Source organism: Erwinia sp. 2186 (assembly GCF_057812255.1).
This window is the reverse complement of the sequence record NZ_CM173824.1, coordinates 2,506,712-2,518,429: the sequence shown is the minus strand read 5'-3', so window position 1 is coordinate 2,518,429 and position 11,718 is coordinate 2,506,712. Positions and strand designations below refer to the sequence as shown.

Below are 11,718 nucleotides of genomic sequence, written 5' to 3'. Positions count from 1 at the left end.
AAAATGATGACTCAACCAACAAGTCGACCGTTTACGCCTGCTTCATCGTTGATTAAATTCAATGTGCGCGATGCAGGAACCCTGATCGGATTACTTATTATTGTGATCACCTTCTCATTTTTGTCGCCGGTATTTTTTACCCTGCCAAATTTGCTGAATATTTTACAACAGTCCTCAATAAACGCACTGATTGCGATGGGCATGACGCTGGTGATTATATCCGGTGGTATTGACCTGTCCGTGGGCCCAACCGCCGCGCTTTCAGCGGTATTAGGCGCCACCTTAATGGTGTCTGGCGTACCGGTGCCGCTGGCCATTATCGCCACGCTGGGCGTAGGTGCGGTCTGTGGTGTATTTAGCGGATCGTTAATCGCCTATGCCGGACTGCAACCGTTCATCGTCACGCTAGGCGGGCTTTCCCTGTTCCGCGCCATTGCGTTGATCTATACCGGTGGCAACCCCGTGTTCGGCATTCCTTCTGAGTTTCGCAGCATCATCAACAGTTCCATTTTCAGCATTCCCACGCCGATTATCATTGTGGCGGTGATTGCGGTTGTGCTGTGGACGGTGATGAAAAAAACGCCGCTGGGCGAGTTTATCCTCGCCATTGGCGGCAATGAAGAGGCCTCGCGCGTGGCCGGTGTGCCGGTGAAACGCACCAAGGTCACGGTCTACGTGATTTCTGGAACCTTAGCCTCGCTGGCCTCGCTGATTCTGATTGGCCGACTGGGCGCGGCCGAGCCGACAATCGGTAACCTGTGGGAGCTGGATGCTATCGCGGCAGCGGCCATCGGCGGCGCATCATTGATGGGTGGTAAGGGCAGCGTGTTTGGCACCATCATCGGGGTCATTATTTTAGGGGCATTACGTAACGGCTTGACCTTGCTAAATATTCAGGCTTTTTATCAGTTGCTTGCCACAGGCCTTATTATTATCATAGCGATGTTGATTGACCGAGCGACCCGAGGCAAGTAATGAAGCAAGATCCACGAGCCATTGGTGCTCAAATTCGTATGCGTTTGCCGCAACTGACGCCTTTAGAACGCCGTGTGGTTGAATCAATTACGGCGAGGACGGATATTACCGAACAAACCTCTTTAAAAGAGATTGCGCTGGAAAATAACGTCTCCGAGGCGATGATTGTTAAAATCACCAAAAAGCTCAGCTTTACGGGCTTCAGAAACTTCAGAAGCAGCCTGGTTTATTATAATCAGTCTGAAGTGGCAAGTTTGCATGCGGAAATAGAGCCGGATGACTCGTCGGAACAATTACTGGCAAAAGTATTCAGAACCTCCATTCAGGCGATAGAAGAAACGCTGTCTATTCTGGATATTTCTGAATTCAACCGCGCCGCGGACATTATATTTAAGGCGCGCCATATCGATCTTTATGCTGTCGGGGGATCCGCCGCTGTCGCGCGCGATCTCTCGCATAAGATGCTTAAGATCGGTATTAAATCGTCGGCCTATGACGATGCGCATATTATGTTGATGTCGGCGGCGGTGTTATCTGACGATGATGTGGTGATTGCTATCAGCCATTCGGGTGCCACGCGTGCCGTTAATGACCCCGTCAAACTGGCGGCGCGCAATGGGGCCAAGGTGATTGCCATTACTAACTATGCCGAGTCGCCCATTGCGCGAAGTGCGCATGTCGTGCTCAATTCAACCTCTCAGGGATCGCATCTGTTAGGGGAAAATGCCGCGTCACGCATTGCCCAGCTGAATATCCTGGATGCACTGTTTGTGGCCATCGCCAAGAAAGACTTGAAGCGGGCAGAGAAAAACCTGACTAAAACGCAGCATGCGGTTCAGAACCTTCGGGAATTCTAACCATGAACAAGATCGTTGTTACCGGCAGCCTGCACTACGACATTATGCTGGATGCCCATCATCGCCCGGAAAAAGGCGAAACCGTGATGGGGTCGGCGTGCCGCTATAAGTTTGGTGGCAAGGGCGGCAATCAGGCGATCGCGGCCGCGCTGGCCGGCTCAAACGTGATCTTCGCCGGCGCGGTGGGAAACGACGAGCAGGGCACTTTTCTGCTTAAGATGCTGCAGGGCGCGGGCGTGAATACCGACGCAGTGGCGGTGATAGCGTCCGTGCCGTCTGGGATGAGCGTCGCCATTACCGATGCGGAAGGCGATTACGGTGCGGTGGTGGTCTCCAATGCCAATCTGCATATTCCGCAGACGGTATTTGATCGCGACGCTTTCTGGCAGGATGTGTCGCTGCTGATTTTACAAAATGAAGTCACGGAAGCGCTTAACGTCCATGCCGCGCAGCAGGCGAAAAAGCGCGGCATCACCGTGTGCATTAACGCCGCGCCAGCCCGTCTGCTGAGTCCGCAGTTGCAGGAAAACATCGATGTGCTGATCGTTAACGCCATCGAAGCCCGCGATATGTGTGCGGTTGTGGTCAGCGATCTGGCTTCGGCGAAGCAGGCGGCAGAAGTGCTGTCAGCGACCTATTCTCAGGTGGTGGTGACGGCCGGTGAGCATGGCGTTGCCTGGTGCGTGCAGGCGGAAGAGAGTCAGTCAATGGCGGCGAAGAAGATCACCCTGGTCAGCACCCATGGCGCGGGCGACTGCTTCACCGGCGTGTTGTGTTCGGCGCTGGCCAACGGTAAACCCTTAGGTGACGCGGTTGTCAGCGCCAATGAGGCGGCTGCAGCGCATGTCTCCAAAGTGGCGGTTGAACTCAGCCCGGTTTAAGGGCGATTCCTATCAGCAAGACCGGAACCTCTCCGGTCTTCCTAGGCATAGTTTTCCTGGGTATAGACCATAAAGGTCACCTTCCCGCGATCGAAATCTTCAGGTACTTCCCCTTGTTCGAGGTAGCCCAGCAGAATATCCACCGCCAGCTGCGCGTGGCGAACGGTATTCTGATCCAGCGTTAGCGCCAGCGCTTTTTTGGCGAACAGCGCTTTGGTGGTGGAATAAAGTTCATGGGTGATTAGGGTGCAGGAATCGGTGAGGCGATGCCGCGCTAGCGCCTGGCTGATCTCGGTGTTACCCAGCCCGGTATTGTACAGGCCCACCACGTTGGCAGACTGCGCCAGCTGCTTCTCCAGCAGCTTGCTGATGGTGATGCGGCTCTCCTGACCGGCCAGCACCTCCCGTAATGTTATCTGCGGGAAGCGCTCCTCAAGAACATCGCGAAAGCCCTGAATACGCTGCTGATGCGCGCGATACTCGAAGCGCCCGCTGACGACAATCACCTCACCTTGCTGTTTGATCATGCTGCCCATCATCAACCCGGCGGTGCGGCCGGCCTGCAACTGGTTAATGCCAACGTGACACAGCCTTTCCGCGCCGGGCAGATCGGTGACGATGGTGATCACCGGCACGTCGCGCTGTTTGCAGAGTTGCAGCGCCTCATAAATCGCCGGATGTTCATGCGCAAAGACAATCAACCCGTCGCGGGTTATGCTGCGCTCACCAATCAGTGTCGCCAGCTTGTCCGGGCGCGATTCCGGCACAAACGTGCGGTGCAGCACAATGCGGCGATAACCCAGACGGGTGGCGATGGCGGCAAAGTCGATAGCCAACTGTTTGAAGAAAAACGAGTCGTTACCGCTTAATAACACCTCTATCTGCCAGGCATGCCGGTGCTCCTCCGGCAGAATGCGCTTCAGTCCGGCCTCACGCGCCACCTGTAACACCTTTTGCGTGGTACGTGGCGAGACGCCACCACGCTCGTTAAGCACGCGATCGACCGTTGCCACGCCGACACCTGCCAGTTCAGCCAGCGTCTCCAGAGTGATTGTTTTCATTGCCGTTCCTGTTGAGGGAAATCCATCAAAACACGCGTTCCTCAGGGTAAGCCAGCAGGCTATTTTGGCAACGACTTTATTGCTGAACTTTGACCTGCAGACAGGAATTCACCATGACTGAGAAAAAACGTTTTGCCCTGATTGGCTGTGGCTTTATCGGCCAGGTACACGCTGCGAATCTGTCGGCCCATCCGGGCATTGAGCTGGCGATGGTGACCGATGTGGACCGCGCTCGCGCCAGCGCAACCGCCGCACAATTTCACAGCCAGGCGGGCGAGGTCAGTGCCGCCATCAATAGTGACAACATTGACGCGGTGCTGATCGCCAGCGCAACGCCGTCCCATGCGGAGCTGCTGGAAGCCGCCGCTCGGGCCGGTAAAGCGGTCTATTGCGAAAAGCCGATCGATTTATCGCTGGAACGGGCCAACCACGTGGTAGAGAAAGTGCTGCCCCTGAACGCAAAAGTCACCGTGGGCTTCAACCGCCGTTTTGACAGCAGCCATCAGCAGTTAAAACGCCAGCTGCAGCTGGGCACCCTTGGACGTCCTGAACTGATTCAGATGGTCTGCCGCGCGTCTGAATTGCCGCCGCTCAGCTACCTGCAGTCTTCCGGCGGGCAGATGCGGGATCAGGCCATCCACTTCTTCGATCTTCTGCGCTGGCTGACCGACGATGAGGTGGTTTCGATTGGGGCGATGGGGGCAGCGCTGGCAATGCCGGCCATCGGTGAATTTGGTGATGTCGACACCTCGGTGCTGATTATGCAGATGCGTCAGGGCGGATTAGCGCAGCTGGATAACACCCGCCGCACCGGCTATGGCTACGATGAACGCATCAGCGTGATGGGTGAGAAAGGGCTGGCAGAGTCCGGTTCTCAAAGTCCGCATGGGATGACGCTGTATCAGGGCAACACCATCGCCAAACCGGGGCTGTACCCGGACTGGTTCAGCCGCGTGCAGGCAACGTACTATCAGCATCTGGATGCGTTTGTGCGTTATCTGCATGGGGAAGCGGTCGCTGACTTGCCAGGTTTACTGGATGGCATTCAGGCGCAAGCCATTGCAGAAGCGGCGGTGAAATCTCTGGCAACCCGGACCTTTTGCCCGGTAGGGTTGATGCGGTAGAAAAAAACAACCCGGTCATCAGCGCTGAGGATGTTGACCGGGTTGGCGTTAACGGCAGAACCGCGCGGTTTAGCGCTCTTCGTTAAACACAATTCCCAGCTGTCCGCGCACGGTATCCATGGTGGATAGGGTCATTAATGCCGTGGCAAGCGGGCGAACCGGTGAATCCGTTAATCCCTGACCGACACACCAGGCAAAATGTTGGATCTCATGATTAAGCTGCGTGTAGCGGTTCAGCGGTTCTTCCCAGCGCAATGATTTATTGCCCTGGCTTGAGGTCAATACAAAGCCACCAGGCGCGTAAAATTGACCATCTAACACCAGCGCGGCATCGCGGCCGGCAATAATCGCTTTGCCCGGAGTATTGCTGAATAACGTGGTGTTCAACACCGAATGCATGCCGTTGGCGTGTTCAAACAGCATCGACGCCTGACCGTTGATATTCCCTTCAGCCTGCTGACCGCTGGACTGAATACGCTCGGGCGCGCCGGCCACCATCACGCTCAGTGAAATCAGATAGCTGCCTAAATCCATCATCGGGCCACCGGCCAGATCGGCATTAAATATGCGGTGATCCTGGGTGAAAAACTCACCGTGATCGGCAATCAGGGTATGCAGATCGCCCAATGCGCCATCCGCCAACAGCTGCCTCAGCACATCGTATTTTGGCGCAAAGTCGCACCACATGCCTTCCATACAGAGCACGCCTTGACGCTGCGCTTCCGCCTGTAACGCCGCGCCTTCTTTGGCATTCAACGCCAGCGGCTTCTCAATCAGCACGTGCTTGCCTGCTTTCAACACGCGCAAACCATCCGGGAAATGATGATTGTGTGGGGTGGCGATATACACCGCGTCCAGATCGTTCATCGCCAGCATCTCGTCAACGTTGCTGAATGCCGCCGGGATCGCCCAACGATCGGCGAATGCACGTGCCTTATCGCCATTACGTGCGGCTACCGCAACCAACTGTTGCCCGGTGTGTTCTTTTAATGCGCGCGCAAAATGATCGGCGATCCAGCCGGGGCCGATAATGCCCCAGCGCAGGACGGGAATTGACTGCGCTGACGGCAGCCGTGGGACAGGTAAAGAAGAGGGAAACATACTAACTCCTTGTTGCGATGCCGGTTCAGCGGTTATTCGCCACGTTAACCCATTGATGGGAGTCCATGGACTGCTCGATTGCGGTCAGGATCTGTTGATTTTGTAAACCAAACGCAAAATTCGGATAACAATCCTCGTCGCTGCTAATGCCTTGCACCAGGTCGTGGACTTCAATGACCTTCACATCAAAATAGCCCAGTCCGCCGCCGCCAAAATCAAAGCCGAAGAAGCCCGCATAGGCCGGGATCTGGCTGCCTGCGTACAGGGTCTTAAATCCGCGATCGTGTTTGTCGTCGTTGAAGCGATAAACCTGCAGCTCATTAAATCGTTCACCGTCCATATAGATCGTGCCTTCAGTGCCGGAGACTTCCCAGAACACACCAAAAATACGTCCTGCGGCAATGCGCGAGGCTTCAATCACGCCGCTGGCGCCGCTGGTAAAACTCACCAGGCACTGCACCTGGTCATCATTCTCGACTTCCCGGCGTTCGGCGTTTTCATCGGTGCGGCTGGCATAGCCGGCATCCACCTGAGGAACCGGGCGCTGACGCAGATAGGTCTGCGCACTGGCGGTGACCTCACGGATACCGCCCATCAGAAACTGCGCCACGGAGAGTGTATGTGCGCCCAGGTCGCCCAGCGAACCGCTGCCGCCCAGTTTTTTGGAACACCGCCATGACCATGGCAGTTCCGGATCGTTATAAAAGCCCTGATCGAAGGTGCCGCGAAAACGGATCGGCGTGCCGATATCGCCACGTTCGATAATCTGCTTTGCCAGCAGGGCCGCGGGGGTTTTGATGTTGTTAAACGCCACCATGGTTTTCACGCCCGCCTTTTCTGCGGCCTGCGTCATTTCCAGCGCTTCCTCAGTGCTGACGGCCAGCGGCTTTTCACAATAGACATGCTTGCCGGCCGCAATTGCCGCCAGCGCCATCTCAAAATGCAGGTGATTTGGCGAGGTGATATCCACCACGTCGACATGCGGGTCGGCCACCAAATCACGCCAGTTGCCGTAGGCTTTTTCTGCGCCAAAGCGTGCGGCATTTTCATCGGCCAGGGTCTGATTCTGATCGGCCAGCGCATACAGGTGTGGGCGTTTCGGCAGGTCAGGATAGATCATTGCCGCACGACGGTAGGCATCGGCATGCGCCTGTCCCATAAAGCCAGAGCCGATCAGGCCTATATTCAGCGTCTCTTTCATTGTGCGGTTTCCTCGACATCGGCGGAAAGTTGAAAGGTGTTTTGTGCCCAGCGAAACGCGCGGGAAACGGCAGCTAACGGCTCTTCTTTTTGCGGGTCCTGTTCGGCTTCAACAATCAGCCAGCCCTGGTAACCCGAATTGGCCACAAACTCAATCAGCGGGGCATAGTCGATGCAGCCTTCGCCCGGCACGGTGAACAGCCCGGCGCGAACCGCATCATTAAAGCTGAGATCGTCCAGCTGCACCTGGTGCAGCACGTTTGGGCGGACATCTTTCAGATGAATATGCACCACGCGATGGCCAAACCGTTCGATCGTCTGGGCCAGATTGACGCCGCCCGCGAAGGCGTGACCGGAGTCGAGCACCAGCCCAACGTGGTCGGAGGTTTTCGCCAGAAACTCCTGCAGCTCATCATGCTGTTCAACCAGCATCATCAGATGGTGGTGATAGGCCAGCTTCAGGCCAAACTCGCGCAGCAGAATATTGGCGAACTCGCTCACCTTGCGGGCATAGTCATCAATATTCACGCAGCTCAACACCGGCGAAAGGGAAAGCGGTTCGTCCAGCGGATTGCTGCCCGGCATTTTGCCGCATTCGCCATACACCATCACGTTTGCCCCCAGCGCTTTAAGCAAGGCGGCATGGGGCTGAACGGCAGCAACTTCTTCCGCCACACTGCGGTCGGCAAGGAATCCGCTGTGCCAGCCGGATGCAAGCCGCAGATTCACCTCTTTTAGTAACGGCGTTAATTCCGCGGTAGTGCGCGGAAACTTCCTGCCCAGCTCAATACCCTGATAACCGGCAAATGCCGCCTGGTGCAGACAGGTTTCAAGCGGGATATTGTCGCCCAAATCGAGCAGGACATCATTGGTCCAACTGAGTGGGCTGACACCTAACTGAATGCGGGAATTCATGGGGATACAGGCTCCTGACGGCTTAAACTGAAGACACTATAAAGAGAGCAATTACAGGAACGTTACCCCTTCAATGATGGAAAACCATCAATTGGGTTGAAGGGCGGGTTCAGCTGTAAAAAGTGTGATCAAAACGAGGTTTCCCACGGGGCACGGCGTTAACAAAATGGATGGCTTACGGCTGGTCAATAAAATAACGCCACGACTATTACAGCTTTACAGTCATTCCTGTTAATCAAATGTTTAAGCGATGTAGGGAGATTTGATTGATGTGATTAAATAATTAATTCTTTCGATGTTAGAAAAGAATAATTTATAAAATACTGTGATCAAGCGCGAGATATTTAGCAAAATTTACAGGAATCAAGGTAGACAGAACAACCGGGTAATCACTACAATGGCTCCCCTAAAATTTTTGGGGCTTTTTGGTACGAGCAATCGATAATATTGGCCCGTACTAAACGTTACAAGGATAGAAAAATTAGGATCGCGATTGCGTAACAGGCGCTGGAAGATGCCATAGTATATTTCAGCAGGATGTTGAAAACGAAATAAGGTGAGCCCATGAGCTCTCGAAATTATATCATTGATGATGATGTTGTTTTTATTCCAAAAGACAAAGTGTTGAGATCGTTAGCGACACAGAAATCGCTCTCTATTCATTCTCCCGCAGCAAAGTGTCTTTTACTTCTTATTGAAAGAAGAGAACTGGTTTCACAAGCCGATCTTTACAAAGCAGCATGGGGAGATGATGCGTTAAAGAAGGTCTCAAGCGCCACCTATTACCAGTGCTTTGTGAACCTGAGGAAAGCCTTAAAGTATATCGGTTATGATGGGGAGTTAATTAAAACTATCCATAAAGAAGGCGTAATAATAAACGAAGAAATAGCCATTACCGAATATACGCCATCAGCCTGTATTGAAATGGAAGAGAAGGGACGAGGGTGGAAGTTATCTAAGAAACAATCAATCCTGTCTTTCATGGTAATGTCTATTATAGCAATATATTCATTATACGCTCTGCAAAGTCACGATGGCAGTGAACTTTTTGGCGATGAACGCTATATCAAAATCTCTGGTTTACCTGACTGCGTCTATGTCTATAAAGGGAGTCCGGAGGGGGTGTCAACGCGTCGTGTTGTTGAAATTTTAGAAACAAGAGCCTCATCATGCAAAAACAAACACAAGATATTTGTTTATCTGGGATCGATCAGAACCACCATCTTTGATTGCCCGCCGACGATGCATTGTATGTCATACACTGACTCACGGGTGAATAAATGATAATAAAAATGACGCTGGCCCTTATGCTGATATCCACTTCGGCTGGCGCTGCCGATATGCACTGTACGGCTTTGCATGTGATAGAAAACACGGCAGGAAAGGTCTATGCCACCTATAAGATCAACATTAAAGATAACAAGGGGGTGTTCAACATAGATGCGAGATTTGAAGGAGATGATGATAAGAAAATGATTAGCAGGCAAATTTTCTTAACGGCTGAAAGAATTAGCGATACAGGTTATGTGTTCACCGCGAAAAAAATAAAAACCAACCCTTCAGAGTCAATCAAAGAAGTGAGCTCGCTCATTAATTTCTATCCCGATTTTTTTTGGCAGCAGGATAAATCAACCGCATTTTCGATAAAAAGGCATGAAAATTCACATATCATGAGTTGGTCTGCAGAACCGATGTTCTTTTGCTTTTAATAAGTACATTGTAGCGTTACGCCTCGTCTGATATTCCGGTAAGGTATATCGGCAGGGGCGTAATCCGAAAGAACTGACACTCAATTTTAAGCAGTACTACACCACATTCCATCGTTTTATCATCCCGCTCTTTACAGAGTACCGCAGTAAAGCATTCTCCATATTTAGCTCATATAAGTCAGATAAATTCCATTTAATCAGTAGGTTATGAGCCTATAAATAGACATCTAATTTTCGGCAGTATATTCTAATTAAAAAAAATAGATAAAATCCGTAACCAAACTAAGCAGATTTTGGTTCTGTTTTGCTGAATAATATAGAAGTGAAAGTTAAAATAACTAAGATACGTCTCAATCTTGTTTCTACACAGAGAGAAGAGAGCATCTTACATGTAGCGTGTGCTTTTTAAATAGACCAACTAATTTTGATAAATAAACGTTGGGATTAATGTCGACTATTTTATATGAGGTGAAAAATGATGGGGTTTAAAAGTAAGTATTCGATGAGAATGACCATACTCGCTAGTGTGATTGCGGTTTCTGGCGGTGGCGTGGCAAGTAGTGCTGGCGCGAGTGATGGTACTATCACCTTCGATGGAAAGATTCAGGATGTCACCTGTGTAATTTCAGGCGGAACAACTCCCGGCTCATTAGATGGAAAAGCAGATTTTACCATAACTTTGCCTAACGTCAGCACGTCAGCATTGAAGAAATCAGGTCAAAGAGCCGGAGACACACGGTTTTATATACAGCTTTCGGGCGCTGACTGTCAAGATGGTAAAGTAGCTGACGTTGTCTTTGAAAAAGCGCAATCCACCATTGATGCGACGACAGGTAAACTCATTAATCAAATAAAAAAAGCTAGTGGGGGTAGTGAAAATGTTCAGATTGCCATATTGAATAATGATAAAACCGACATCAATTTGAACAACAGCGGATCGCATCAGTCAGTAACTATTGCTAGTAATAAAGCCTTGTTCGAATATTGGGCGCAATATTATGCCACAGGTATAGTAACTGCAGGTTTAGTACAGTCGCAAGCCTTATATTCAATAACTTATAATTAATAAATTAAGCTATTTCTTACCTGTCCTAAAGGTAAGAGATAGCTTTTAAAACATGCCCACATGGAAGGGCCGATGGGTAAGAGGGAAGTTGCAATGTTTACGTCAAGGTTAATCGCCATGGGTATCGGGCTGTTGCTCAACAGTACAAATCTGTACGCAACGCTACAGATCAACACTACCCGCATTATCATCGCGGGAAACAAAAAAGATGCCAGCGTACGTATTAATAACATCGGGTCAGCGCCTTCTTTGACAAAAGTTTGGCTTAGCGATGCCGAAACAAAAGGATTAGAGGGAGGCAACGATCGGCTGCCTTTCTTTATCAGCCCACCTGCATCACTGATCGATGCCGGCGAGGCAAAGGTCTTTCGTTTCCTCAAGTTAGATGACGCTGAAAGCACACTATTGCAGGACAGAGAAACCGTCTTGTGGTTTAACGTCATGGATATTCCGCCCCAGAAAGAAAGTGACCAGGATAAAAATGGCATTGAAATGGTTTTCAGAACTATCATCAAATTTTTCTATCGTCCTGCTGGTTTGAAGGGGACACCCATTTTGGCAGCCGAAAACCTCAGTTTTACCTACGCATCATCAGGTAATAAAACACAGGTTAAGGTGACGAATGATCATCCCTATCATGTGTCGGTAAATAAAGTCTCTTTTGATAATGGCGCAGTAAAAAAAGAGGGTGAGGCAAGCATGATCGCGCCTTTCAGCACCAAAACATTCACTTTTGATGGCATTAATCCGGGGGTGCGTAACACGATAGAATATCGCTACATCACCGACCTCGGAGCGACGATAACAATAAATAAACCATTGAAATAAA

Annotated in this window: 12 protein-coding genes; 8 read left to right on the top strand and 4 right to left on the bottom strand. The window is 51.2% G+C overall.

Annotated elements, in window-relative coordinates; genetic code table 11:
- The first annotated feature begins 3 nt into the window (after positions 1 to 3).
- Genes ACXKZG_RS11630 through ACXKZG_RS11620 form a run of 3 tightly spaced genes read left to right on the top strand, consistent with a single transcriptional unit; the run spans position 4 to position 2,713 of the window.
- Positions 4 to 975, top strand: a complete 972-nt coding sequence (locus ACXKZG_RS11630) for an ABC transporter permease (protein ID WP_488874880.1) — start codon at positions 4 to 6, stop codon at positions 973 to 975.
- Positions 975 to 1,832 (top strand): MurR/RpiR family transcriptional regulator, encoded by an 858-nt coding sequence (locus ACXKZG_RS11625; RefSeq protein ID WP_013202183.1) that lies wholly within the window; start codon positions 975 to 977, stop codon positions 1,830 to 1,832. Before ACXKZG_RS11630 ends, ACXKZG_RS11625 begins: the two co-directional genes overlap by 1 nt.
- A 2-nt stretch (positions 1,833 to 1,834) precedes the next feature.
- On the top strand, positions 1,835 to 2,713 hold the full coding sequence (locus tag ACXKZG_RS11620; protein ID WP_488874879.1) for a ribokinase: 879 nt from the start codon (positions 1,835 to 1,837) through the stop codon (positions 2,711 to 2,713).
- A 41-nt stretch (positions 2,714 to 2,754) separates the two neighbouring features.
- On the opposite strand, the gene ACXKZG_RS11615 is transcribed toward ACXKZG_RS11620, so the two are convergent.
- Positions 2,755 to 3,774: a LacI family DNA-binding transcriptional regulator gene (locus tag ACXKZG_RS11615; RefSeq protein WP_488874878.1), complete on the bottom strand. Its 1,020-nt coding sequence runs from the start codon at positions 3,772 to 3,774 to the stop codon at positions 2,755 to 2,757.
- Positions 3,775 to 3,887: 113 nt separating this feature from the next.
- Between ACXKZG_RS11615 and ACXKZG_RS11610 the strand changes: the two genes are divergently transcribed.
- A complete protein-coding gene (locus ACXKZG_RS11610) occupies positions 3,888 to 4,898 on the top strand; it encodes a Gfo/Idh/MocA family oxidoreductase (protein WP_488874877.1) in 1,011 nt (336 codons plus the stop codon).
- A gap of 69 nt (positions 4,899 to 4,967) precedes the next feature.
- On the opposite strand, the gene ACXKZG_RS11605 is transcribed toward ACXKZG_RS11610, so the two are convergent.
- Genes ACXKZG_RS11605 through iolE form a run of 3 tightly spaced genes read right to left on the bottom strand, consistent with a single transcriptional unit; the run spans position 4,968 to position 8,114 of the window.
- The gene (locus ACXKZG_RS11605; protein WP_134824139.1) at positions 4,968 to 5,999 is read right to left on the bottom strand and encodes a Gfo/Idh/MocA family protein; all 1,032 of its coding nucleotides are present in this window, start codon (positions 5,997 to 5,999) and stop codon (positions 4,968 to 4,970) included.
- Positions 6,000 to 6,024: 25 nt separating this feature from the next.
- Positions 6,025 to 7,200: a Gfo/Idh/MocA family protein gene (locus tag ACXKZG_RS11600; RefSeq protein ID WP_488874876.1), complete on the bottom strand. Its 1,176-nt coding sequence runs from the start codon at positions 7,198 to 7,200 to the stop codon at positions 6,025 to 6,027.
- Positions 7,197 to 8,114 carry a myo-inosose-2 dehydratase gene (gene iolE / locus ACXKZG_RS11595; protein WP_488874875.1) on the bottom strand — a complete coding sequence of 306 codons (918 nt, stop codon included), beginning with the start codon at positions 8,112 to 8,114 and terminating at the stop codon, positions 7,197 to 7,199. The genes ACXKZG_RS11600 and iolE overlap by 4 nt, the downstream gene beginning before the upstream one ends.
- 564 nt (positions 8,115 to 8,678) lie before the next feature.
- Here iolE and ACXKZG_RS11590 point away from each other — a divergent pair.
- The 4 genes from ACXKZG_RS11590 (at position 8,679) to ACXKZG_RS11575 (ending at position 11,717) form a co-directional block, all read left to right on the top strand.
- On the top strand, positions 8,679 to 9,398 hold the full coding sequence (locus ACXKZG_RS11590) for a winged helix-turn-helix domain-containing protein (protein ID WP_488874874.1): 720 nt from the start codon (positions 8,679 to 8,681) through the stop codon (positions 9,396 to 9,398).
- A gap of 8 nt (positions 9,399 to 9,406) precedes the next feature.
- Complete coding sequence (locus ACXKZG_RS11585) at positions 9,407 to 9,823, top strand: hypothetical protein (RefSeq protein WP_488874873.1); 417 nt, start codon at positions 9,407 to 9,409, stop codon at positions 9,821 to 9,823.
- Between the two features lie 502 nt (positions 9,824 to 10,325).
- On the top strand, positions 10,326 to 10,889 hold the full coding sequence (locus ACXKZG_RS11580) for a fimbrial protein (RefSeq protein WP_013202192.1): 564 nt from the start codon (positions 10,326 to 10,328) through the stop codon (positions 10,887 to 10,889).
- Between the two features lie 60 nt (positions 10,890 to 10,949).
- Positions 10,950 to 11,717, top strand: a complete 768-nt coding sequence (locus tag ACXKZG_RS11575) for a fimbrial biogenesis chaperone (protein ID WP_488874872.1) — start codon at positions 10,950 to 10,952, stop codon at positions 11,715 to 11,717.
- Position 11,718: the final 1 nt, after the last annotated feature.

What these genes read in the sequence shown, in the direction of transcription:
- ACXKZG_RS11600 (WP_488874876.1), bottom strand. Translation starts at nt 7,200, where the DNA reads ATGAAAGAGACGCTGAATATAGGCCTGATCGGCTCTGGCTTTATGGGA.
- ACXKZG_RS11580 (WP_013202192.1), top strand. Translation starts at nt 10,326, where the DNA reads ATGAGAATGACCATACTCGCTAGTGTGATTGCGGTTTCTGGCGGTGGC.
- ACXKZG_RS11620 (WP_488874879.1), top strand. Translation starts at nt 1,835, where the DNA reads ATGAACAAGATCGTTGTTACCGGCAGCCTGCACTACGACATTATGCTG.
- ACXKZG_RS11610 (WP_488874877.1), top strand. Translation starts at nt 3,888, where the DNA reads ATGACTGAGAAAAAACGTTTTGCCCTGATTGGCTGTGGCTTTATCGGC.
- ACXKZG_RS11590 (WP_488874874.1), top strand. Translation starts at nt 8,679, where the DNA reads ATGAGCTCTCGAAATTATATCATTGATGATGATGTTGTTTTTATTCCA.
- ACXKZG_RS11605 (WP_134824139.1), bottom strand. Translation starts at nt 5,999, where the DNA reads ATGTTTCCCTCTTCTTTACCTGTCCCACGGCTGCCGTCAGCGCAGTCA.
- ACXKZG_RS11615 (WP_488874878.1), bottom strand. Translation starts at nt 3,774, where the DNA reads ATGAAAACAATCACTCTGGAGACGCTGGCTGAACTGGCAGGTGTCGGC.
- ACXKZG_RS11625 (WP_013202183.1), top strand. Translation starts at nt 975, where the DNA reads ATGAAGCAAGATCCACGAGCCATTGGTGCTCAAATTCGTATGCGTTTG.
- ACXKZG_RS11585 (WP_488874873.1), top strand. Translation starts at nt 9,407, where the DNA reads ATGACGCTGGCCCTTATGCTGATATCCACTTCGGCTGGCGCTGCCGAT.
- iolE (WP_488874875.1), bottom strand. Translation starts at nt 8,114, where the DNA reads ATGAATTCCCGCATTCAGTTAGGTGTCAGCCCACTCAGTTGGACCAAT.
- ACXKZG_RS11575 (WP_488874872.1), top strand. Translation starts at nt 10,950, where the DNA reads ATGGAAGGGCCGATGGGTAAGAGGGAAGTTGCAATGTTTACGTCAAGG.
- ACXKZG_RS11630 (WP_488874880.1), top strand. Translation starts at nt 4, where the DNA reads ATGATGACTCAACCAACAAGTCGACCGTTTACGCCTGCTTCATCGTTG.